Annotated in this window: 23 protein-coding genes; 4 read left to right on the top strand and 19 right to left on the bottom strand. The window is 45.6% G+C overall.

All coding sequences use genetic code 11. From position 1 onward, the window contains the following. Positions 1–204 precede the first annotated feature (204 nt). Genes BQ5453_RS03235 through BQ5453_RS03225 form a run of 3 tightly spaced genes read left to right on the top strand, consistent with a single transcriptional unit; the run spans position 205 to position 5689 of the window. A complete protein-coding gene (locus tag BQ5453_RS03235) occupies positions 205–3123 on the top strand; it encodes an outer membrane beta-barrel protein (protein WP_083361112.1) in 2919 nt (972 codons plus the stop codon). Positions 3124–3134: 11 nt separating this feature from the next. Then, positions 3135–5312 carry a peptidase domain-containing ABC transporter gene (locus BQ5453_RS03230; protein WP_071122133.1) on the top strand — a complete coding sequence of 726 codons (2178 nt, stop codon included), beginning with the start codon at positions 3135–3137 and terminating at the stop codon, positions 5310–5312. After that, positions 5309–5689: a hypothetical protein gene (locus BQ5453_RS03225; protein ID WP_071122132.1), complete on the top strand. Its 381-nt coding sequence runs from the start codon at positions 5309–5311 to the stop codon at positions 5687–5689. Before BQ5453_RS03230 ends, BQ5453_RS03225 begins: the two co-directional genes overlap by 4 nt. Positions 5690–5742: 53 nt before the next feature. Here BQ5453_RS03225 and BQ5453_RS03220 read toward each other — a convergent pair whose 3' ends face one another. The 6 genes from BQ5453_RS03220 to BQ5453_RS03195 form a co-directional block, all read right to left on the bottom strand. After that, the gene (locus BQ5453_RS03220; RefSeq protein WP_083361111.1) at positions 5743–6636 is read right to left on the bottom strand and encodes an Abi family protein; all 894 of its coding nucleotides are present in this window, start codon (positions 6634–6636) and stop codon (positions 5743–5745) included. A 119-nt stretch (positions 6637–6755) separates the two neighbouring features. Further along, the gene (locus tag BQ5453_RS03215) at positions 6756–6989 is read right to left on the bottom strand and encodes a hypothetical protein (RefSeq protein WP_071122131.1); all 234 of its coding nucleotides are present in this window, start codon (positions 6987–6989) and stop codon (positions 6756–6758) included. After that, on the bottom strand, positions 6989–7810 hold the full coding sequence (locus BQ5453_RS03210) for a hypothetical protein (protein WP_143033281.1): 822 nt from the start codon (positions 7808–7810) through the stop codon (positions 6989–6991). Before BQ5453_RS03210 ends, BQ5453_RS03215 begins: the two co-directional genes overlap by 1 nt. Positions 7811–7843: 33 nt before the next feature. Further along, positions 7844–8059 (bottom strand): hypothetical protein, encoded by a 216-nt coding sequence (locus BQ5453_RS03205; RefSeq protein ID WP_071122129.1) that lies wholly within the window; start codon positions 8057–8059, stop codon positions 7844–7846. Positions 8060–8150: 91 nt separating this feature from the next. Next, positions 8151–8507, bottom strand: coding sequence for a hypothetical protein (locus tag BQ5453_RS03200; RefSeq protein WP_071122128.1), 357 nt, complete (start codon positions 8505–8507; stop codon positions 8151–8153). Between the two features lie 37 nt (positions 8508–8544). Next, positions 8545–8775: a hypothetical protein gene (locus tag BQ5453_RS03195; protein ID WP_022102660.1), complete on the bottom strand. Its 231-nt coding sequence runs from the start codon at positions 8773–8775 to the stop codon at positions 8545–8547. Positions 8776–9054: 279 nt separating this feature from the next. On the opposite strand from BQ5453_RS03195, the gene BQ5453_RS14030 reads away from it, so the two are divergent. After that, positions 9055–9309: a hypothetical protein gene (locus BQ5453_RS14030; RefSeq protein ID WP_143033280.1), complete on the top strand. Its 255-nt coding sequence runs from the start codon at positions 9055–9057 to the stop codon at positions 9307–9309. Positions 9310–9934: 625 nt separating this feature from the next. On the opposite strand, the gene BQ5453_RS03190 is transcribed toward BQ5453_RS14030, so the two are convergent. The 13 genes from BQ5453_RS03190 to BQ5453_RS03130 form a co-directional block, all read right to left on the bottom strand. Further along, positions 9935–10888 (bottom strand): Abi family protein, encoded by a 954-nt coding sequence (locus tag BQ5453_RS03190; protein WP_071122126.1) that lies wholly within the window; start codon positions 10886–10888, stop codon positions 9935–9937. A gap of 64 nt (positions 10889–10952) precedes the next feature. Continuing rightward, positions 10953–12740, bottom strand: coding sequence for a hypothetical protein (locus tag BQ5453_RS03185; RefSeq protein ID WP_235860020.1), 1788 nt, complete (start codon positions 12738–12740; stop codon positions 10953–10955). After that, complete coding sequence (locus BQ5453_RS03180; RefSeq protein WP_071122124.1) at positions 12673–13296, bottom strand: hypothetical protein; 624 nt, start codon at positions 13294–13296, stop codon at positions 12673–12675. Before BQ5453_RS03180 ends, BQ5453_RS03185 begins: the two co-directional genes overlap by 68 nt. Before the next feature lie 2 nt (positions 13297–13298). Then, complete coding sequence (locus tag BQ5453_RS03175) at positions 13299–13574, bottom strand: hypothetical protein (RefSeq protein WP_071122123.1); 276 nt, start codon at positions 13572–13574, stop codon at positions 13299–13301. Positions 13575–13627: 53 nt separating this feature from the next. Then, positions 13628–14161, bottom strand: coding sequence for a phospholipase D-like domain-containing protein (locus tag BQ5453_RS03170; RefSeq protein ID WP_071122122.1), 534 nt, complete (start codon positions 14159–14161; stop codon positions 13628–13630). Continuing rightward, on the bottom strand, positions 14158–14760 hold the full coding sequence (locus BQ5453_RS03165; RefSeq protein WP_071122121.1) for a hypothetical protein: 603 nt from the start codon (positions 14758–14760) through the stop codon (positions 14158–14160). Before BQ5453_RS03165 ends, BQ5453_RS03170 begins: the two co-directional genes overlap by 4 nt. A 3-nt stretch (positions 14761–14763) precedes the next feature. After that, positions 14764–15399 (bottom strand): phosphoribosyltransferase, encoded by a 636-nt coding sequence (locus BQ5453_RS03160; protein WP_071122120.1) that lies wholly within the window; start codon positions 15397–15399, stop codon positions 14764–14766. A 96-nt stretch (positions 15400–15495) separates the two neighbouring features. Continuing rightward, positions 15496–16059: a hypothetical protein gene (locus tag BQ5453_RS03155; RefSeq protein WP_071122119.1), complete on the bottom strand. Its 564-nt coding sequence runs from the start codon at positions 16057–16059 to the stop codon at positions 15496–15498. A 90-nt stretch (positions 16060–16149) separates the two neighbouring features. Beyond that, positions 16150–17115 (bottom strand): hypothetical protein, encoded by a 966-nt coding sequence (locus BQ5453_RS03150; protein WP_071122118.1) that lies wholly within the window; start codon positions 17113–17115, stop codon positions 16150–16152. A 78-nt stretch (positions 17116–17193) separates the two neighbouring features. Then, entirely contained in the window at positions 17194–18273 is a 1080-nt protein-coding gene (locus BQ5453_RS03145) for a Clp protease ClpP (protein ID WP_071122117.1), read from the bottom strand. Between the two features lie 281 nt (positions 18274–18554). Then, entirely contained in the window at positions 18555–18968 is a 414-nt protein-coding gene (locus tag BQ5453_RS03140; protein WP_071122116.1) for a hypothetical protein, read from the bottom strand. 14 nt (positions 18969–18982) lie between these two features. Beyond that, positions 18983–19513, bottom strand: a complete 531-nt coding sequence (locus BQ5453_RS03135; RefSeq protein WP_071122115.1) for a hypothetical protein — start codon at positions 19511–19513, stop codon at positions 18983–18985. A 204-nt stretch (positions 19514–19717) separates the two neighbouring features. Further along, positions 19718–20317, bottom strand: coding sequence for an antirestriction protein ArdA (locus BQ5453_RS03130; protein WP_083361110.1), 600 nt, complete (start codon positions 20315–20317; stop codon positions 19718–19720). Between the last annotated feature and the right edge of the window lie 539 nt (positions 20318–20856).

Raw genomic sequence — 20856 nt, 5'->3', positions numbered from 1 at the left:
GAGTGCTCAAACCAGTGTACAATCAACTATTGTGGTCCTACAACACCAACAACACCAACAACACCAACAATTGGCCCCAGTGCTTCACCAACTCCCACTGTAACGACAATGTGCATCGGTTTTTAAGCTAACCAGACTTGTACTCTCTAATAATGAGGGTACAAGTCCTTTCTGTATGATAAAATATAAACAAATTCCATACATATGCGAAATTTTCTATCCATTTTAGTTCTCATGCTTTGCCAGTTCTATGTGGCCAATGCTCAAAAGTGCTTAGTAAGTTTTGGAGTCAATGAAGAGGTTACCGAAATGCCTATTGAAAATGCTCTGTATACTTTGTACCTTAACGATAGCATTCAAGTACCATATAGGGTAACATATGCCAATGTACAGAGCGCCACTTATAGTCTTGAATTTGATTTTCGCCCAGGTAAATATACCTTGCGTGCAGAAAAAGAAGGTTACAATGAAGTGCAAAAAGATTTTACAATAGCCTCCAAACGCAATACGATCCTTGGCATCGGCACGCTTTGGATGAAGAAAGTCAAGACAAGACAGTTGAAAGAAGCCGTCGTCCGTGCCACTCATATCAAGATGGTAACGCGAGGCGACACTGTAGTCTATGACGCGGCCGCTTTCGACTTGGCAGAAGGCTCCATGCTTGATGCATTGGTGGCACAACTCCCTGGAGCAGAACTCAAAGACGGTCAAATTAAGGTGAACGGAAAGTTTATCGAAAGTCTGATGGTCAATGGAGAGGATTTCTTTGCGGGCAATCCAAAAGTTGCCCTTGAAAATCTACCAGCCTATACGGTGAAGAATATTAAGGTGTACGACCGTGCGGCAAACGATGATTATCTGAAAGCCAAAGTTAATGGTAAGAAAGCCATGGGTGCGGACGAGCATATGGTGATGGACGTGATATTGAAGAAAGCCTATTCCAATGGTTGGTTGGGGAACGTGGAAGGCGGTTATGGACTTCCTTCCGACCGCTACTTGGGCAAGGCCTTTGGCATGGGCTATAGCGGAAAGATGCGCATTGCCGCCTTTGCCAATCTCAACAATATCAAGGATACCCAAATGGGAAGTTCATCAGGTCAATGGAACGGAGGTTGGGCACAAGATGGCGAGTTGGACGTGAAAATGGGCGGATTGGATTATCTATATTCGCACGACCGTGCCAAAGTCTTTGGTAACGTCACTCTTACCCACGAAGAACCCGAAGTGGAATATAAGGGGAGCAATGTGAATTACTTCAACACAGGTGACATCTTCGAGCGTTCGCATTCTCTACGCAACGATCGGAAGCTGCACCTCATGTCGGCACATCAATTCCAATATTCAGCAGAGCGTGCCTACTTTGAGTTGAGACCCTCTATTGATTATCTGAAAAATGATTACACAAGCATTAGTCATCGTGCACAATTCTCAGAGACTCCAGAAGAACAATACCGTGTGCAGTCACTTGATTCACTCTTCTCTACAAATGGTATGGCTTCATCGAATTTTGCACGTCATCTGTTAACGCGCCTAGGCAATGATCAAGATGGCAAGTCTGATTGGATTATTGCCAACTTGGCTGCCAACTCTACGATATCGTTTCCTTCAACTCAAGATAACATAGAGATAGCATTGACAGGAAACTATCGCCGCGATACAAATCGCTACTTTAACTCGTTCAACAGAGCGTATGGTATGTCTTCGCCCAATGTAGGCAATGGAGATAACTTGCAGCAAAAGTCAGACTACGTATCCAAGAACTATGGAATGAATGCAGACATCTCCTATAGTTGGAACTATTGGCCTTATCAAAGCGGTGCCAGACACATAGCCATCGTAAAGCCAGAAGTGCAATACGACTTTCATCGTTATGACCAAGTAAACACGCTGCTTCATCTGCATGAAGAGTTTGCAAATGGAGCTAATGGAAGCATGATGGTCCCCCCTTCTGCCATCAGTCCCGAACAGTTGGTCGTTGATCTCAACAATACCTATGCTTCTAATTTGACACAAAACAAGATTAGCCCACTTGTAAGTTTCGCATATCTCTATGTACCAAGTGCGAGTTCAAGCAAGAGCTTTAATGCCGACCTCACTTTGCGCGAAGATATTATGCACGAACGCTTGGACTACGACAAGGCACAGTTGGACACCTTGTTGTCACGAACCATCAGTAAGTTTACTCCGACTATAAAGCTCAGATACAAGGACAATGGACAGAAAGTTCGCACGGAAGTAGAAACAAACTATAGTTTTACAAAAAATGCGCCCAGCATCTACAACCAACTTGGCACTATCAACGATAGCGATCCGACCAACATTTATGTCAACAACCCAGGATTGGAGAAGCCTCGCACGCATAGTGTGAATGCACGCTACGCTCGTTTTCACAATCAACGACATAACAACGTCGTACTCTATGCAAGTTATGGACGCACCGATAATGCCATTGCGCAAGCCCGCCTCTACAACCGTGCGACAGGCGTGAGCACGTGGATGCCCAAAAACATCAATGGCAATTGGAACACGTATGAATCCGTGCAGTATAATATGCCCTTCGGAAAGAACGAAGCCTTCCAGTTTCAGACCGTAACCACAGCCTCATACGTACACTCCGTAGATTATGCCTCAGAGAGCGAAGCGCTCGAGCGCAGTGTGGTGAACAACCTAACGCTTGGCGAACAATTAGCCTTGTCTTATCGTGTGGGCAAACATAGCTTCGGCATACGCGGTAGTCTCTCATGGCTCGATAGCCGTTCAGCCCGCGAGGGGTATGACAATATTTCCGCCTTCGACATTACGGCAGGTGCTAATGCTTCACTCAACTTGCCACAAAATTGGCAAATCGCCACAGATATCAACCTTTACAGTCGCCGAGGTTATAACGACAACACGCTCAACACCACCAACTGGGTGTGGAACGCCTCTGTGGCCAAGACCATCTTAAAGGGTAATCTTACCTTCCGCCTCAATGCCGTAGACATCTTGAAGCAAATCAGCAACGTGCAGCACACTGTGAATGCCCAAGGTCGCACCGAAACATGGGTCAACTCGCAACCTCGCTACGTAATGCTCCACGTGGTATATCGCTTCAATGTGATGCCCAAGAAAAAGAAAAGCTAAAAGAATAAAGCATGAAATTCTCCCGACAATTTGACCAAATGGATTGCGGCCCTGCCTGTGTGCGCATGGTTGCATCGTATTATGGTAAAGACTATCCCTTATCTTATCTGCGCTCACTCGCCCACCTCACACGTGAGGGGGTGAGCGTAGCAGGTATTCGCGATTCTCTCACAGCCATTGGCATGAACAGTGCCACCTTCGAGATGTCGTTGGAACAATTATATACGGACTGCCCACTTCCCGCCATTCTTTATTGGGATCAAAATCACTTTGTCGTATTAGAAAAGCTAAAAGGGCGGTCAGCACAGAAGGCACGTTACAAAATAGCCAATCCTGCATTTGGTAAACAATGGTTTTCAGCAGAAGAACTTTTTCGCCATTGGTCGAATGGCGGCAAAGGCATTGTTGTGGCCGTTGAGCCTAATGAGGATTTCTACCAAAAGACCGCTATCAAAGAACGCCATAGTTTGAGAGACTTTGCTCGAAAGTATATACTTCCCTACAAGGCTCAATTAATTCAATCACTATTAGCCCTATTGGTGGGCACGTTGTTAGGATTGATAAGTCCGTTTTTGGCTCAAAGCGTAGTAGATGACGGCATCGCCTTACACGATATGTCGTTGATTACTACCATATTGATAGCACAGTTAGCTTTGTTCATTGGTAGCTTCTTGATGAGCACTATCGGAGCTTGGGTTGGTTTATATATGAGTACGCAAATCAGCATTGGCATATTGGGCGACTACTTACGCAAATTGCTCAAATTACCCATGACATTCTTTGAGACCAAGAGCATTGGCGACTACCAACAGCGATTGAGCGACCACTCTCGTTTGCAGTCATTTATGACAGGTAGCACATTGGAAACCTTGTTTTCTTTGTTGTCTGTGCCTTTCTATATGGCAATCATCATCTTTTACAGTCCATTGGTGTTGGCCGTATTCTTGGGATTTACAATTATTAGCACGTTGTGGATGACCTACTTTTTTCGCAAAAGGAAGTCGTTAGACTACGAGCAATTTAAAGTAAGCGTAGACAACCAAAACAAGCTATACGAAATGATGTCAGGAATTACCGACATCAAGGTGAATGCTTACGATGACTATAAACTCTCGGAATGGCAACACCTGCAAATGCGTCAGTACGCCATGAGCCAGAAGAGTCTGAAGTTAGGACAAATACAAAACACGGGCTTTACCATTATCGGTCAGCTGCGCAATATCATTATCACCTATTGGATAGCCATGCTTGTGGTCAACAACGAACTAACGTTGGGTATGATGATGAGTATCTCCACTATCATTGGCATGATAAGTGGTCCGTTGGGACAGTTAACAGGTTTTTTGCAACAATATCAAGATGCCAAAATTAGTCTCGAACGTTCGCAAGAAGTCCACCTCTGTACTAATGAAGATGCACAAGAAGCACAATCACTCCCTTCAGACTTTCCTTTAGACATATTTGTCGACCACGTGTCGTTCAGTTATGCTGGCAGCACAGGGAAAAAAGTGCTACAAGACGTATCGTTTAAGATACCAGCAGGCAAGATGACCGCCATAGTCGGCGAAAGCGGTAGCGGAAAAACTACCCTGATGAAGTTGCTCTTAAAGTTTTATCAGCCTACATCTGGGCGAATTATGATAGGCAATGAGGACTTAGACAAATATTCAGCCAAATCCATGCGTGAGTCTACAGGGATTGTAATGCAAGAAAACTTCTTATTTTCAGACACTATCCGACAAAATATCATTATGGGGGAAAAAGCTGACGAACAGCGGTTAAACGAAGCTATACAGATTGCTTGTTTGTCAGATTTGTTTGAGAGTCACCCCTTAAAAGAAAATACCAAGGTGGGAAGCGAAGGCATTGGTGTGAGTGGTGGAGAAAAGCAACGCATCATGATAGCAAGAGCTGCCTATAAGCATCCTCTATACTTGATGATGGACGAAGCCACCTCTTCATTAGATGCAGACAACGAAGCACGCATAACGAGCAATCTTGAAAAGCACTTTGCTAAAAGCACCCGAATAGTTATAGCACACAGACTGAGCACGGTAAAAAATGCCGATAATATTATAGTTCTACGCCATGGACAAATAGTAGAAGAAGGCACGCATGACGAACTCATCAAGCAAAAAGGATATTACTTCAAACTTGTACAAAACCAAATAGAACTGCCATCAGCATGAAAGGAATCATTGTAAAATATGGAACGTTTTTGATTGTTCCCTTTGTGATAGTGATTATAGCCATCACGCTCTGCACACTAAGGGTAAGAGAAAAGTTGCCCATTACACTTATTAGTGTTTCAGGGCAAAAGGGGATAGCTTATATTCCTTTGAATGCTCCAAGGTTAATAGTCAAAGGCGATTCATTGGTGTTGGAAACTGCACAATCTGGTAATATAAAATGTTTGGTAACAAATACTACGATTGAAGCAAATAATATTCGAGCAGAAGTAGATATAAGTTCGATGAAGGAGTTTCGTGGCAATACACTTTGTAGTGCCTATCTTGTAATAAGAGAGATTCCGATGTTGGAATTGGTTATTCAGAAAGTGCTATAGAATCATACTAATAAAGCTAAGTCCCATAGTAAGCAATAGGACTTAGCTTTATATTATTGCCACAAAGGTTCAGTTTCCCAGTTGTTAGGGAATCCCATGGCTGCGACATCTGTATTGGGATACTTGGTCAACAACTTTTTGAAGTCATCAACCAACGAGTTGCTAGGGTGAAACGAGTTCAGCCAATAGATAAGGCAACATAAAACTGCGTATAGTCTGTTAGAATTGCTTGGACGAGAGGAAATCCATGCATTACGCAATGTTAAAGGAATTTGAGGCATGACTGGCATGATTCGATTCCAAACGCGGTTGTGATGCGCACATGAATTGCGCAAGGTGTTAACCGCTTTCATCCAACTTTCAAGAATTTCATGCTGTGGTACCCCATAGGAACGAGCTATTGCTTTCTTCACTCTGCGGTCGGCAAAGTTAAAGTATAATTTAGTGAGTGTTCCGAAAGAAGTAAGATCTAACAATTTCCACGCAGGTGGAAAGTCTTCACGTCCATATTTATCGTAATGCTCCTGTATGAAGTCATCTTTAGAACGAGATAACTCGCGTTCTAAAGTACTGAGGTTTTCAGAATACTTATGTTTATTTATAGCCATAGTTGGATCTATAAACCAAAAAGCACCATGAGCCAACGAAAACTGATTGATTATTTTTGCTCGTAAAGAGATTTCAACTAATTGTATTGCAGAAAAAAGCAAGTTTCTAAGCTCTGCATCAAAACGATAAAGAGCAACCGCTTTATCAAATGTGGCGTTAGGTTTGAAACGAATTGAACCATTAACATCTTCAAAAGGACGCAAGTAAGCATTAAATCTAAAGTAGCTTACATTGTTCAAGAAGTCTTCTGCAAAATTTTCATCATTGACAGAGAGACCATCAGTCTTTAGATTTGCAATTAGAGTAGTTGTACTAAGTGGTGGGTTCGTATAAATCATAAGCCTATATAAACAAAAAGTTCCGCCCTGGTACGCTGTTCTACGGGAAGCGTGGCGGATTCTAGCATTGCAAAAGTACAAAGTTATTTTCAATCGAACAAGTATATGACAGAATTTTTTCACATAAACACCTCCATACCATTTATTTCAAACACGCACACATCTCTCAGCTGTCGGATTTCATTGCTATCCAACAACTTCATTCTTCGCGTGCCTTTGTAGAAGTCGTAGCGGAGAGAGATGCAGCGGTGCCAGCATTGGATTTCACCCGAGCGCGTCCATAGTTTGATGTCTACGGATTCGGGAGATTGGAGCATACGTTTGAGTGTGGTGATGTGGATAGCGTGGGGCATTAGTCGAAAGTATTGTTGTAAACCTGGTTAAAGATATTATGTAAGCGAGGAACGGTGAAAGGCACCTGCTTGCGAAGCGGTTTCCACTTGAACTTCACATGATTGTTCGCATTGGTAGCATCAGAAAGCTCGCTCTCAATGTCCGTGATGAGAATGGAAGTGCCCGACGGATAATCGGAAGAGATGAGAAACAAGGTATGAGATTGCAGGGCGTAAGTCACGTGCTTGGCTTGCAGGTATGAGAGAGCGGAAGTTTCGCTCTCATACTCAACCTCCGTGTTGTCATCGTAAGAGGAACTCTGCCCACAACAAATGGCGGTGCTGCGATCAAAGGAAAGTTTGCGCTTGGTCTGAGCGGTAAGATAAAGTGTGTCGTAAACGTTGAAGGCGTTGTAATAGTAGAGCGTAAGTGTGGGTGGCTCGTCTGTAAAGAAGAGCGTGAAAGTCCGTGCACCTCGATAAAGGGTAACGGACAACAACTTGCCCTTGGTGCCTTGGGGCAACTGGGCAAGTAGGTCATCTTCGTTCAGATCCTCAAAGCAAAGGTCAAATTGCTTGGAAGCGATGGGCAAAGCAGAGACGGAGAGCGAAATGGGCTGGCTTTCCCCTTCGGGCTGAATGACAAACAACGTGGAGCATTGCCCTGTTTCATCGGGGAAAACAAAATACTGCAAATCAATCTGAAAGTCGTGCGGTACGAGACGCACAGCATGAGGCGTGAGAAAATGCGATTGCAAGAACTGCTTGCAGTCCGCATTCTGAATTTGCGGTTTGCAGTAAATTAAGGTAAATTCGCCCAAAGTGAAGTCATTTCTGTCCACCTGCATACGGAAACTACACGCGGCATGAACGAGCTATTTCTCCTCCATATAGCTTTCAATGATGGAACGGAGATCATAGATGCTTGCCTGTCCACCATAAGCATAAAGTGTGGTAGAGAAGATAGAATCTTCACTGCGGCTGATATAGATGGACAAGTACACGGAACTGCCTTGAAAGTCGGAGATGGTGAACACATCGGGAATGGAAGAAGTGAAGCTATACCCTTGGGGATTATAATTGTACTGCATAAACGATCGGAAACTAAATAACCCTCGCAATATCGCACAAACCTCGGGTTACGGAAAAGACCGCCCTTTCGGGCGATCCTTTCTTTCAGCTTCAAGCCGTGGCATTGGCTCTCTTGCGTGTAGTGCGCTTGGCGGCAGGCTTTCTCGTGCGCTTGGGTGTGGTGGTAGGAGCGGCAGAGGCGGGCTGCATGGGAGCAGGGGCAGAACCCTCGGGGGCGGTGGCGGGCGCCTTGCTTCGTGCTATCTCGTGGCTGACGCGGCAGAGGCAATTATCGGAGATGTTCAGCCCCGTGCGCTTTTTCAGGAGGAAGGCATAGCGCATAGCCTTGTAAGGACTTTTGCAGTAGACGCGAGAAGTATTGTCACCGCTGATTGATACGACCCAGATGTGGGCTGTGGCTTCACTGATTTTACCACTGGTGATGAGGATAAGATTGAGAGCTTTCATTTTCTTGTAAGATTTTAAGTATGTGAACGATGTGGATTTATTGGAAGAGGTAGACTTCGATGTAAGAGATGTTGATCATGCTGTCAGCAGCAAGATTTTCAGCCATGGCGGTAGCTTCGGCATAGCTGTCAGCCTCGACTTCATATTCGGCATATTCGCCTTCTTCTCCATTAACCACCACCTGATAGATGTCGTGGGGGAAGGAAACTCTGCGCTTGCGATTGAAACCCATTGAAACGAACTCGGAATGTACAGCAGTGTGTGTCATGATAATTTATACTTTTGAAGATTTTTTACTTGAGAAGGGGCATCGGGGTGCTCCCTTGATTTTTACGTGCAATTAAGGGCATGAAGTCATTAGGCTTGGAGGACAAGGGATAGCGCAAAAAATTTTCACCCTTCACGGGCTTGGAAAAAGTGCAGAGGAACGAACATCTTTTTCTGAAAAATTTTTGTGATAAGAGAAACGCGCCCTTGCCGCAAAGCCGCTTCATGCCAACTTTGCACAGGAAAAATAATGGGAGCACCTTGCTGCCCCTTGTAAAAAATGGACGATAGTATAAATATGACACACACTGCCCATTCCGAGTGCGTCAATGGTGTGGAAATCGTAGCAGAGGAGACGCCCCCACGTCATCTGTCAGGTGGTGATGGAGAAACGAAGAAGGCATGCCAGATATGTTTGTCGGGGCAAGCTATGCCAGAGCTGCCGCCATCGCCAAAAATCTCTGCTGACAGTATGATGAACATCTCATCGAAACCGACCTCTTCAAATCCACATCGTCACACACTTAAAATCTAAGAAAATGAGAGAAAGCGACCATCTTATCCTCATTGCTAGTGGTAAAATCTGAGCAAAAGCCACCCACAGCTGGCTCGTATCAATGAGCGGTGACAATGCTGCGAATACAGCAAAAGTCCAAGGCTATGCGCTCTGCCTTCCGACAAAGCGCATGGGGCTACCAAGAACATCTCCGATAATGCTTCTGCCGTGTCACGAGATTGCCGAAGCAAGGCGCTTGCCACCGCCCCCACATCAAAACACTGCTCCTGTAGTCCACCTCTCCCACTCCTCCACACCCAAGCGCACGAAAAAGCCGCCATGCGCACAGCAAGAGAGCCAATGCGCACGGCGGCTGAAAGAAAGGATTGCCCGAAAGGGAGGGCTTGAATATAAATAAAGGGAATGCAATGATAATCACTACATTCCCAGTCATCTTTTTTATAGTGCAGACATCGCGACCTGCCGATGTGGGCACTTATGAAAAACGTTGCTCAATAAATGAGCAACGTTATTAAAGAACGCCCCTCAAGTATGCTGCCTAAAAGGCAAGCCTGAAAGGCCTATTATCTTTTAGTTATAGAACTATCTTTTTACAACTGCAAAGATAAGAATTCATTTCTGACTGTGCAATATTTTTGAGCATTTATTTCCACATTTCTTCGTTTTCCCAATCTTCAGGGAATCCCATTGAAGATAAATCAAGTACGGCCGCATATTGCTGCAACAAAACCTTCAATCTCTTTCTAAACATAGAACATGGTGTTACCGTCTGTAGGAAATAATTGACCATACACAATGTATAATACACTTTGTTGCGCCTAACCGTGTCAGGATTGCTTATCCACGTTAGAGTCCTTGAAAACTCCAATTTCTCTGGAACAATATTCATGTCTCGATTCCATAAACGTGCATGGTGAGCACACAAGTTACGAATAAAATTAAGAGCATGAAGCCATGATTGAAACTCTTTAGGTGGCAAAGAAAAGTATTTTGCAATGCCTACGATATCAGCTCTTCGTTTCAAACCATCACAAATACGTGATAGTTGGTTGAAGTACATTATCTCTACACTCATCCATGAAGGTGGATTAGTAGGTTCTGAATAAGTTTCTCGATAATGCTGTATGAATGTTTCGGAACGATCATTGCGTAGTCTATCTTGAATGTGTTCTTGAATATCACTGAACACATCATCAGTGAATGTTGTCCCATTTCGTCTTCTACATTGGCGAGGCTCTCTGAAAATGCTACGATTATCTTGCCAATGTGATCCGTATTTCAAACTCAGTTGAGTCACTATTTGCGTTCGTATGGCTACTTCAATTCGTTCAATCGCATCGAAAAGTAGCAATCGAAGTTTTCTATCAAATTTATACAAGTCATAAACCATATCCAAAGTTGTACCATCTTTGAATAGGTCTTGTATAAAGCCATTCATGCATACCTTATACGGCAACATATATGCACTCAAACGATAGTAGCTGATATTAGCCAGCAATCGTTCGGCTTTCTTTTTGTTTCCTATAATCAAGCCTCGTGATTCAAGTAGTTTTACTTGTTCTGAATAGTTGAGAGGTGGTTTATTGTATCTTACCATTCTATTTTTTTATTTGCTTGCAAAGTTAAACAAACACACTGATTTGTTGAAGTTGTTATAGATGTTATCTCACTCCCCCCACCGAATATCCATAAAAATCATGCTGCGGAAACTTCTCACACCCAATATACAGCGTATCGAAAGCATCCGTACCATCGGTGCGGTGCTCCAACAAGTCCTCCTCTGATTCTGGATTCTTCTCAGTGGACTTGTTTTTGCGAAAGCCGTTTCTTCCACGTTCCACGCCAGCCGATTGCACCGCAAGAATAAGGTCATCATTGTTCTGGCGATTGAAGTAAGGCATCAAGCGTTGCTTGCCTGAAAATCCTTGGTTGATGAGCAAGTACTTTTCATCATGGCGCATAGGGTTGCCAAGATACACATCTTGCACACTCCAACCGTGGCGTTCAAACTCATGCACCACTACCCAATGAAAGTCTTGGTCGTTCACGGCATAGTTAGAGCCAAGAGCGGTAGCATCATAGTAATAGATGATACTGTGATTGGCATGGGGCGCATAGTAGGTGCAGAAGTCTGCAATGAGCGCAGGGATTTTGCGCTCAAATTTTACGTAGAAAGATTTGAGCACATTTAAGCGGTTGCCGCGAGGCTGACCGCACACAATCCAGTTGATATTGGCATTGTAGTCCATGCCAATACAAAGCGGAGCCATCGGATCAAGGTCGGCATCGGTGCGGCAGTCAAGAGACGAGTGAAGCGAGGAAAAGTTGCTCAGCGAGCGTATGGAATACCGCTCCTGCTGTGCCTCTTCGATAATGCGGTCATACCCCAAACTATCTAAGTACCCAAAATCCGAAGCATCGTACTTGTGCCACTCCTGCATAGAAGAGTAAAAGCCATCATGCGAGATACCAATCTTTTGGCAAAGAATAGACGTTTGGAAAGTTTTTGGCGTAAGGTCGCGCTTCATCTGACGAATATATTCCTCACCGAGCAACTGCAAGTTCTCGAGGGTGGAGTATTCCTTGTAATATACCGCCACACTGCGCATTTTGTTCAGCGATTGGTCGAGCCATTTCAGATAACTCGGCAAATAAGCAGGCACAACTTGATGTGCCGCTTTCAAATCAGCAATTCGCTGTTTGGTCTGCCAAATCTTATAGATTGTACCTTTGATGGTATCAATCAACTCCTTATCCATTTTCTGCTCATAGTGCAGGAACCACGAGCCCTTCGTGGTCTGAGGCATATCACTCAAAACCATCATCGAATGGTTGAACGAGTGATGCCCGAAATAAGAACGAATGCCACCATTCGCAGGCAACGTTTCATCTTTGAGTTTGTCATAATCAATGAACTTCGCTTCATCAATCAAGAGCCAAGAAAGCGTCAGTGAGTTCGATGAGCCAGGACGATCTTGGCTAATGATAATGGCAACACTGCCATTATAGAAAGTCACCACATGCTCATAATCCGCAGGTTCCGTAATAGGCTTAGAGAAAGAGCGTGGAGGTTTGCGTCCCACCACATAATGCACACCCTTGATGTAGCCCCACCGTTTCCAAGCAGCAAACAGACCGGGAAGCGTATTGGTCAAACCATGTTTGAAAGTAGGCACCACAATTCCTCCCGTGCTTCCCGGCATGCGCTGCATATTGCGCAGCACAAAGGGCGAGGCGATGGAGTCCGTCTTACCCGTGCGTCGTCCAGCCACAATCACGGTGGTTTTAGCACCGATGTATTGTGTCAAAAGCTGCGGTTTATTGAAGTACACGCGGTTAGCGTGTGCCTTGCTTTCTTCGTCCCATAATGACGTATCCACACTATTCTTCTCCTTGTTCATCATTCTCCTCCTTAAAGATTTCATCAAGCGGCAAATCAGCCTCTTCATATTCCACATTCTCCGTATCGGGGTGCGTATCACTTAACTCACGTGTGAGTTTGCGAATACGCTCATCAATATTCGGCACAGGATTGATGCCCACCACACGCGGGTCGGTGGTGGGAAAGAAAGGCTGCACCACAATCATGTGGTACGGCACCGATTGTTCATCTTCAATATCAATGCGGTTAAACTTGGCATAGCTCGTAGCCGCCTTTTCCATCGTCTTTGTGTCCTTGCGTTTCTTCGCCATTTGGTACGTTTCAAGGATCATCTCGTTGTAGCGCCATCGATGAAAATCACGCGAAGCCTCGCCCATATTGGGCAGAATGGCTTTCACGATTTTCAAGTCCGCATACGCAGTAACGAGCGACAACCCGTAACGGGTTCGCTCCTCGTCCACAAACTGGCGATCCTTCGCATCAGGATTGGCAATAGACCAAGTAACCATGTCGCGCAATCGAAGCAAGTGTTCCACCTGCGATTGCGCATATTTCTGCAAAAGTTCCTCTTTGGCAGTATAGAGGTCGGCTTTAGCCGCCTCTACAATGTTCGGTAAGCTCATAGTTATTCATCATCTTCCATGTCCAACAAATTGTTGCGTGTATTCTCCAAGGCAAGCGGAGAACCCACATAAGCCAGCTGCATCTCCTGATGCAGCAGTTTCACACGTGAAGCCGCCTTGCCACGGTGGTATCGCCTTGATACCTCCGTACTCTTGTCGGCAATATCCTCGCGAAGCTGGGTTGCCGATATGCCGAGAATGACCGCCATATCAGAGATTTTAAGATAGATGGAAGCGTATTGTTCGATTTGGGTAAGTTGTTCTTCGGTGTAGTCCATAGAAATAGCATTTTCTGTTATAGGGGATAGAAAAATCTGTTACGGGAGAGCGTTTAATCATTCGCTCCGTTCTGCGTGAGCCTCTGTGCAAACAGGTCATTCAGTGGCACAGAATGGTTACGTATCAAATCCGTCACCTGTCCGTGCAAGGCAGCGAAGATAGCCTTGTCGGTAGAAATAAACGTAGACTCGTGGCGGTTGCCTCGGGTCAAGTTCTGCGAGGTGACTACCGAAATGGTGTCACCCGCTTCACTCTCCACCAGCAAGATCTTCGAGTGGTTATCCGCGAGATAGGTACGTTTCATCACTTGGCAGATGAACGACCAGAGTTTCAAGGTCTTGTTCGTAGCTTTGTGATCCAGCACCAAGTTAAACTCCAACACCTTGCCTCCCTTCTCGATAAAGAAGAGTCTACGCAAGAACTCTTCCGAGATGGAAAACGAAGTTTGCCATACCTTAGCCTTGCCCACCTGCGACAAAATCCACTCCAAGACATCTGCCACCTGTAACGCATTGGTGAGATACGCCTGGTTGGGCGTATCTGCCAATGGTTTCAAATAGTCAGAGATCGATGCCGAGCGTTTCATGCCTTCTTGCTTTTCTTCGCCTTAGGTTTCGCTTCTGCCTCTTCTGCACTTTCTGCCGTTTCTGCCTTTGTCACGAAATGGTCATAAACGTTCCAATTGTCGTGCAGTTTTTTATCCAATTTGATAAATTCTTTGAGGAAAGGATAACGGTCGGAGTCCGCACAAGTGGAGTCCGTCGTGCTCATCGTGCGGAGCTTCAAATGAAGTTCACGCATACGATGCACCAAATCAAGGTTCTCGACATAGAGAGCTTGTATTTCTTCGGGCAGCGTGTCATGGTCAGCTCGCTTACCAGCTTTGAAATTCTTTGCCTCATTGTCATCACTCTTGAACTCGGTATGCTCTTTTACTATCTCCTCGACAGCGTGCTGCATCTCCTTGACCTGTTCATGCGTCAATTCCGCCAAGCGGAACTCCAAGTATTGCTGAAGTTTGCCTTCAATGAAGTTAGCCTTGCCCTCAGGGTTCACACTGAGGTTGCGATACATGATTTTGTTGCCTGTCAGTTGCAGGAGCATCAATGCGCCCTCGTCCCAATCGCGCTGTTCGCGAGGTAGGGAGAGCCATGTTTGTAATTTATCTGTGAATGTTTTGTCCATATCTTATAATTTGTTATTGATGCCCGTGAAGAACACGCAATTCTTATGGTTCTCCATGAGCAAGTTCTTCATAGCCTTTAGGGTAGAGCCAGTTGTCACGAAATCATCGAACACGATGCAGTTCTGCTCACGTGGCAACACGTTGAGCGAGAACACAGCTCCAATGCGCTTTTTGCTATGGCAATGCGCCACATCTTCGTAAAAGGGAATGGATAGCAGAGCTGCTATCTTTTCACTTATTCGTGTGGCAAAGTTCTTTACCAAGTGCCTACGCTTGGGCGTGGTGACAATACACCAATTACCATGCTTTAATTCATTGCCCAAAATGTCGGCAATGAGCAGAGCCACATTCTCCGCAAAGAAGTCCACCATGCAGTCATCGCCCTTGATGTCCGTCAAGGTGCGCCCATAGAGTGACTTCTGCCAAAGTGAGATAAAGAACACATCAGCCCTTCGTGTGATGCGGACTTTACGGGAGAAGTCGCAACGCGCTTCGACCGACTTGTCCCAAGCATGGCGTTTTTGCTCGGCAAAAATGTCTTTGCCTTGGGCAAATTTTGTTTCCTTGCTTTCCAAAGCAAGCGGGCACGAAAGGTCTGGGACGTTGATCTCTTCTAAGATTTCCCCCAAATCAATCATATTAAGTTTTGGGTTTTAAGGTTATGAGGTTATAAGATTACCTTTTGTTCCCAAGAACAAACTTTATAACCTTATAACCTCAAAACTACAAACTGACTAAGCAGCTTCGATGTCACCTTCTTCCGTTGTGATAGTACCCTCGTAGAAAGGCGCAGGACATTCGTCCGTAGCTTCTACCGCAATGGTGGTGCTTGTGGTACCAGTGGCACCCTGTCCAAGGTCCTGTGCCACCGTAGTCTTGGTAGTCCAGGCTTCAGAACCTACCACACGGTATTTGCCCTTCATATCTTCTACAAGAAACACATTGTCATTGTTGTTGAGATAAGCAGAAGCGGCACTCGCCTCTGCACCCACCCCAGGGTGAACAGCTGTCAGCTTGTTCAACTGCGTCTGACTGGGCAACTCGCCCTGTGCCTCAGAGGTGAGTTGCGACTTTTCAGGCAAAATGTCGATATACTTCCACTTGGCATCAGCCTTTAGGGTAAAACTGCCCGTGTACGTGGCAGCAGTTACCCGTCCGTTCTCGTCACGTGGAAGTGTGGGCCATTGGGCAATGTCTCCCTTGGAAGTATAATAGATACGGCGACGAACGCCGGGAAGCTCAGGCGTGCCTTGGCACCAGCCGAGCGACTTTTGAAGTGATGTGCAAGTCTTTGCCATTTTTCTGAAAATATTTAGTCTGGATAGCAGGCAAGCGCGAGGTGACAATCAAGATAAATTACCACCGCGCCCACCTTTCTCCACTGATTATCAACCTTGTTCAGCCAACTCAATAACCTTCAAGCGTCGCTTGTCAATGCTCTCGAACTGCACGCCAAAGAACATGGTGGCAATGTAAGAAAGCACAAACGGCTCAAAGCGTTCCACATCAACACTTTCGATGTCGCCCATCTGGTCATAGCCATAAAGCATGTTGATTTTGGGTGACACGTGCATGAACTTCGAGTCCGACTTGTTCCAAAGCGGACAGAAAGTGAGTTTGCCATTAGAACCCTCCACCGTGGGCTGGTTGTACTTCGTGTTGTACGGAATAGCCGAGTGCGTGAGAAGATACGCCTCGTTGTACATATCTACAAACTCCTGCGAGCAATACAGGAAAAGTTCCTGTGAGCGCAAACGCGAATCGAGCGAGAAGAGAATCTTTTTTGCCACATCAACCGCGTTGGCTTCCGTGATCGCTTTGTCCAGTTTCAGATAATTGCCAGGTTCCGCAGCAATCGTCCCCGCAGTGACTTCCTTTTGCGTGATGGTGTCAAAACCATCGAAGAGGTCCATTGTGGTATCACCGTCCGCATTGCGTGTGCCTTTCCAAATCGCCATGTTCAAGTTTTCAGAGAGCGACTTGGCAATCAGTCCCAGCACCTCGCGAGCTGTGGGCGTAGACTTCTGTCCGTCTCCCTTGGTGGCACCTGTGCCAAGCAAGGTAGAGATGGCAGTATTCGGTTCAAAGTTAGCCACTACCGATCCGAAGAACGTTTCCAAGGTGCGGTAGTCCAACTTTAAGTTGGCATCTGTCTTGCGAGAAGGCTTGTAAGGAGCGAACTGCGCCCCAGCGGTGAGCGTACCCACACTTTCCTTGTAGCGAATGCCTGGGCGACCTGTCATGAATTTGAGCGTTTCCTCGCAGCCGATAATCGGCAAGCGCAGGAAGTCGGAGCGGTATTTGCGTGCCGCGTCCTTATATTCTTGTAGGGTGAAAGAGAATTTTCCAGCCATAGGAATGAGTTTTAAGTTTTGGGGTTATGAGGTTATAATGTTAGTTTGGAGTTTTAAGGTTATGAGGTTATAAGATTACTATGGCAAACTGTCATAAAGTTTGCGTGCCGTTTCGCCAGCATTGATGAACTGCTCGTAAGCTGTGGGTTCATGCTCCTCATGCTTCTTGTCATCTACGATGGCGGTGGTTGATGCAGCAGGGAGGTTGGCCACTTTCGCTTCGAGTGTTTTGTTTGCTTCATCGAGCGACTTGTTCGTCTCGGTGAGTTTCTTGTTCTCGTCCTCTGCTTTCTTCACCTTGATAGATAGCTCCGCTATCATATCGTGATTAGCTTGTAAGGAGCATTCGATGTTGTCCATCTGTTCCTCGGTGAGCGTCACCTTTCCTTCTTCTACGGAAAAGTGTTCGCAAGCAAGAAACTTGCAAATGTTTTTATAGACCTTGTTCATAGGTTTCGGGGTATGTTGATTGTTTACTTGTGTTGGTTTGAAAACGGCAGCAAGCGCTTGCGCCATCTTTTGGAAGAACGTTTCTTCCGACTTGCTCTTAGGGACGTTCGGTAGCGGAATGCCATTCGCCTGAAAATCGGCAGCGAGAGAAGCCGTGAGTACAGGAGCCGTTTCGTCCTCGAACTCTGTCAGTTCATCTACAAAGCCCCAATCCAGAGCCTCTTGTGCGGTAAGCCAGCCGCCCACCTTCATGAGGTCAAGCAAAGCCTTTGGCTCTTTCTTGCAACGTGTGGCATACATTGTAGCCACATTTGCATCCATCTTTTCCAAATCCGTCTTGGCTTTGCCGAGACTTTCAATGAGCTGGCTCATGCCCGTGGCATTGAGATTGCCATACTCAAAAAATGGAAGCGCACATTGATGCACAAGATACATGGCAGACTTATCCATGGTGATGTGCTTGGCACCCATCGAAGCGATGGTGGCAGCACTCGCGTTCATGCCCACAAAGTGCGCATGGACATTGCCATGCCGCTTGAAAGCAGAAGAGATACTCAATGCCGTGTTGAGCTGTCCGCCAGGACTGTCAATCAGCACCGCCACCTCCTTGTCGGGGTTCTTGCCCAGAATATAGTCCACGTAGTCAGCATCAAAGTCCCAGCTGCCCACATAGCCTTTCAAATGAAGTTGGTATTTGTTCTTTGCCATAATCGCGTGTGTTATTTATGGCAAAGATATACGCACATATAAAAAGTAAAAAAGACAGGTGGAACCTCACGGCTGCACCTGTCCATCGTTCAAAAGTATAAATTTATGAAAATGTTGCGTCAGAGAAATTTTTGTTTCGCGCTCGCGCGAGACCATTTTCGTTGTAACATTTGTAACATCTGTAACTTTTTCTCAACTGCTTGATTTTCAAGCGTTCTGTAAACGCCAAAAAGTTACTCGCTGTTACAAATACCCCCAAAAAGTTACAAAATCAAGGGATTTTAGCTCAAAATCGGTATCAAAGCCACCCGATTTGAGTAGGAAACTGTGTATTTTGCGGTATTGGCGTCACCATCAGGCAACCCTGTGGTTTGTTCCTTTTTAACAAAAGGGAAAGGCGCCTCCTTTGTTCCGATGAGATATTGCTCCCCATTCACACTTGTCACCACAAAGCAAAGATTGCCCGATGGCAAGTTTTCGGGAGAATAGAAAGTCAGCGTAGCCGTTTCGAGCGTGCTGTTATTGTCAAACTCCGTTTCCGTTTCACAAAGCGCAGTGCGCTTGTTGAACGGAACAAAAGAAAGCCGAGCAAAGATGCCCACTGGCACCTTCGCTATCGCCTGCAAGGTGATGTGCGGTGTGAGAGCTTCAGCCGATACGTATGCAATATGGCTGATACCCGGCAATCTGTTCATGTCTAACTTCGGTATTAAGAATTATGTTCTACAAACTCTTGGCTTTCTGCTTGTGACTTTTCAGCTTGCTGTTGTCGGGTTCTTTTTCTACTCTCGTTTGAGAGGTAGTTCTTGCGAAGTCGCTGATAAGCCTTCGCAATGCTGTCCCAACAAGTGCCGTCCTCCTTGATGCCCCGTTGCTCCATATACAAATAGATCAGTTCCTTTTGTTGCTGACCGATATGTCCGAAGTCGTGCAGGAAATTCCAGCAATCCACGGCAAAAGCATTCTTGATGTTGTCAAGCAATGCCTTCTTGCCCGTGGGAGAGATATAGTTGTAGGTACGTGGGTCACGTGCCTTGGAGTAAGGAATGCAAATAGCCACCTCGTCCTCCTTTTGAAGCGGAGGAAAGAAGTCATCGGGCTGGCGGCTTTGTGCCAACTTTATCAACTTCGACTCTATGCTACCTTGCCTGAGCACCACTGGCTCGGAACCGCTGTGACGGTGAACGAACCATTGGCGCAAATACGATGGCATTTTTATGTAGACAAGATAGTCACTCATGGAGTACAGTTAGGGTGTTTGAAATGCTGCAAATATACACCTTTTAAGTTGTACTGAAGAAGATGTATATCAAGTATTTCTATGTATGTATTAAGTAATTAAACTTATTTTGTTGGTTGGTTAATGGTTCCCCGTAAGACAATCCAAAAGAGTTTCAAAAGAGGGTTTCAAAAGGAACGGGGCTTTCACCCCGCTCCCGTGTTTTTAGTAATTGTTGAAGACATGACCATCGCAAAAAGTGTAGTCCGTCATGAACAAATCCCTTGCATAGCGTTCGTAATCGAAGTAGAAGGAGAGATTACCCATCATGCTGTCCAAATCGTAGCACTCACTGATGATATAATCGGCAAAAGCTTCCTCCGAATCAAATTTTCCCACGTAGTGATCCTTGGCGTGGGCGAAAGAATCATCACCTGTACATTCATAGTAAGCATCGTAAACCTCGCGCTCATCTTCAGACAACTGACAGTATTCTATAATCTTGTCGAATGTATCTTCCCCTGGACAACTCTCGCAATACCATGCTTCGGGGAAGCCTTGATAATCTTGAAACATGAACTCGGGATCCTCTTCGTCATCGTGCAGCAGGGCACATATTTCAAGGAACTCATCGTAGCTGTCGAATGCTTCCAGATCCAGCCAAGCTCCGTCCAATGAGCCATTGTTGTACTTCTTGTACGTGCCGCAATAAACAGCGGGCTGATCCCATAGGTGTTCAACGAGGTAAGGCTGCAATTTTTCTTCGCGCTCTGCTGAGCCTAACTTTAATGTTTGAAGAGCTGATGTGGTGTTTGTAGTGTCCATTTCTTGATAGAATTTGAATGTGAAACTTTAAGTGATGTCCTCCGGGTGAGGACTTTTTACGATGCGAAAAGAATGCGAGAGGAAGTGAACACAGGAGCAAGTAATGGCAAAGAAAAAATCTGAAATACCTCCTTTTTGTGAGGCACGAGAAAAAAGAAGGAAAGTTGTCGGATTTTTTGTGCAGCCATAGCAACGCGGTACTTGTCCGTTCACGCTCGCATTACCTTTGCATCAGGAAAAATCTCTCCGCCCGTAGGCCGTCACGGGTAAACATTCAAATCAAGAAATGGACACGACACCACAGAAGCCCAAACATTAAAGTTAGGTTCGGCAGAGCGCTCCATGAATGCAGCCTTACCTCGTTGAATGCCTGTGGGTTCAGCCTCCCATGAAAGGCACGAACAAGAAGTACAACCTTGACATGGGAGATTGGCGATAAGGATATGTACGTTTTCGACAGCAGCGAGGAGTTCATAAAACCGCCCTGCTGCATGATGACGAAGAGGTTCCCGCCACCGCTTTTAAGATGAAAAGGCTTC

Origin of the sequence: Prevotellamassilia timonensis (genome assembly GCF_900106785.1) — a bacterium.
GTDB lineage: Bacteria > Bacteroidota > Bacteroidia > Bacteroidales > Bacteroidaceae > Alloprevotella > Alloprevotella timonensis.
This window is presented reverse-complemented; position numbering and strand designations above follow the sequence as displayed.

Coding starts and splice junctions, on each gene's coding strand:
- BQ5453_RS03190 (WP_071122126.1), bottom strand. CDS start 10,888: ATGGTAAGATACAATAAACCACCTCTCAACTATTCAGAACAAGTAAAA.
- BQ5453_RS03195 (WP_022102660.1), bottom strand. CDS start 8,775: ATGACACACACTGCTGTACATTCCGAGTTCGTTTCAATGGGTTTCAAT.
- BQ5453_RS03185 (WP_235860020.1), bottom strand. CDS start 12,740: ATGAAGAGGCTGATTTGCCGCTTGATGAAATCTTTAAGGAGGAGAATG.
- BQ5453_RS03155 (WP_071122119.1), bottom strand. CDS start 16,059: ATGGCAAAGACTTGCACATCACTTCAAAAGTCGCTCGGCTGGTGCCAA.
- BQ5453_RS03150 (WP_071122118.1), bottom strand. CDS start 17,115: ATGGCTGGAAAATTCTCTTTCACCCTACAAGAATATAAGGACGCGGCA.
- BQ5453_RS03180 (WP_071122124.1), bottom strand. CDS start 13,296: ATGAGCTTACCGAACATTGTAGAGGCGGCTAAAGCCGACCTCTATACT.
- BQ5453_RS03170 (WP_071122122.1), bottom strand. CDS start 14,161: ATGAAACGCTCGGCATCGATCTCTGACTATTTGAAACCATTGGCAGAT.
- BQ5453_RS03130 (WP_083361110.1), bottom strand. CDS start 20,317: ATGGACACTACAAACACCACATCAGCTCTTCAAACATTAAAGTTAGGC.
- BQ5453_RS03205 (WP_071122129.1), bottom strand. CDS start 8,059: ATGCAGTACAATTATAATCCCCAAGGGTATAGCTTCACTTCTTCCATT.
- BQ5453_RS03220 (WP_083361111.1), bottom strand. CDS start 6,636: ATGATTTATACGAACCCACCACTTAGTACAACTACTCTAATTGCAAAT.
- BQ5453_RS03230 (WP_071122133.1), top strand. CDS start 3,135: ATGAAATTCTCCCGACAATTTGACCAAATGGATTGCGGCCCTGCCTGT.
- BQ5453_RS03135 (WP_071122115.1), bottom strand. CDS start 19,513: ATGAGTGACTATCTTGTCTACATAAAAATGCCATCGTATTTGCGCCAA.
- BQ5453_RS03140 (WP_071122116.1), bottom strand. CDS start 18,968: ATGAACAGATTGCCGGGTATCAGCCATATTGCATACGTATCGGCTGAA.
- BQ5453_RS03235 (WP_083361112.1), top strand. CDS start 205: ATGCGAAATTTTCTATCCATTTTAGTTCTCATGCTTTGCCAGTTCTAT.
- BQ5453_RS03165 (WP_071122121.1), bottom strand. CDS start 14,760: ATGGACAAAACATTCACAGATAAATTACAAACATGGCTCTCCCTACCT.
- BQ5453_RS03200 (WP_071122128.1), bottom strand. CDS start 8,507: ATGAAAGCTCTCAATCTTATCCTCATCACCAGTGGTAAAATCAGTGAA.
- BQ5453_RS03175 (WP_071122123.1), bottom strand. CDS start 13,574: ATGGACTACACCGAAGAACAACTTACCCAAATCGAACAATACGCTTCC.
- BQ5453_RS03225 (WP_071122132.1), top strand. CDS start 5,309: ATGAAAGGAATCATTGTAAAATATGGAACGTTTTTGATTGTTCCCTTT.
- BQ5453_RS03215 (WP_071122131.1), bottom strand. CDS start 6,989: ATGCCCCACGCTATCCACATCACCACACTCAAACGTATGCTCCAATCT.
- BQ5453_RS03160 (WP_071122120.1), bottom strand. CDS start 15,399: ATGATTGATTTGGGGGAAATCTTAGAAGAGATCAACGTCCCAGACCTT.
- BQ5453_RS03145 (WP_071122117.1), bottom strand. CDS start 18,273: ATGGCAAAGAACAAATACCAACTTCATTTGAAAGGCTATGTGGGCAGC.
- BQ5453_RS14030 (WP_143033280.1), top strand. CDS start 9,055: ATGGACGATAGTATAAATATGACACACACTGCCCATTCCGAGTGCGTC.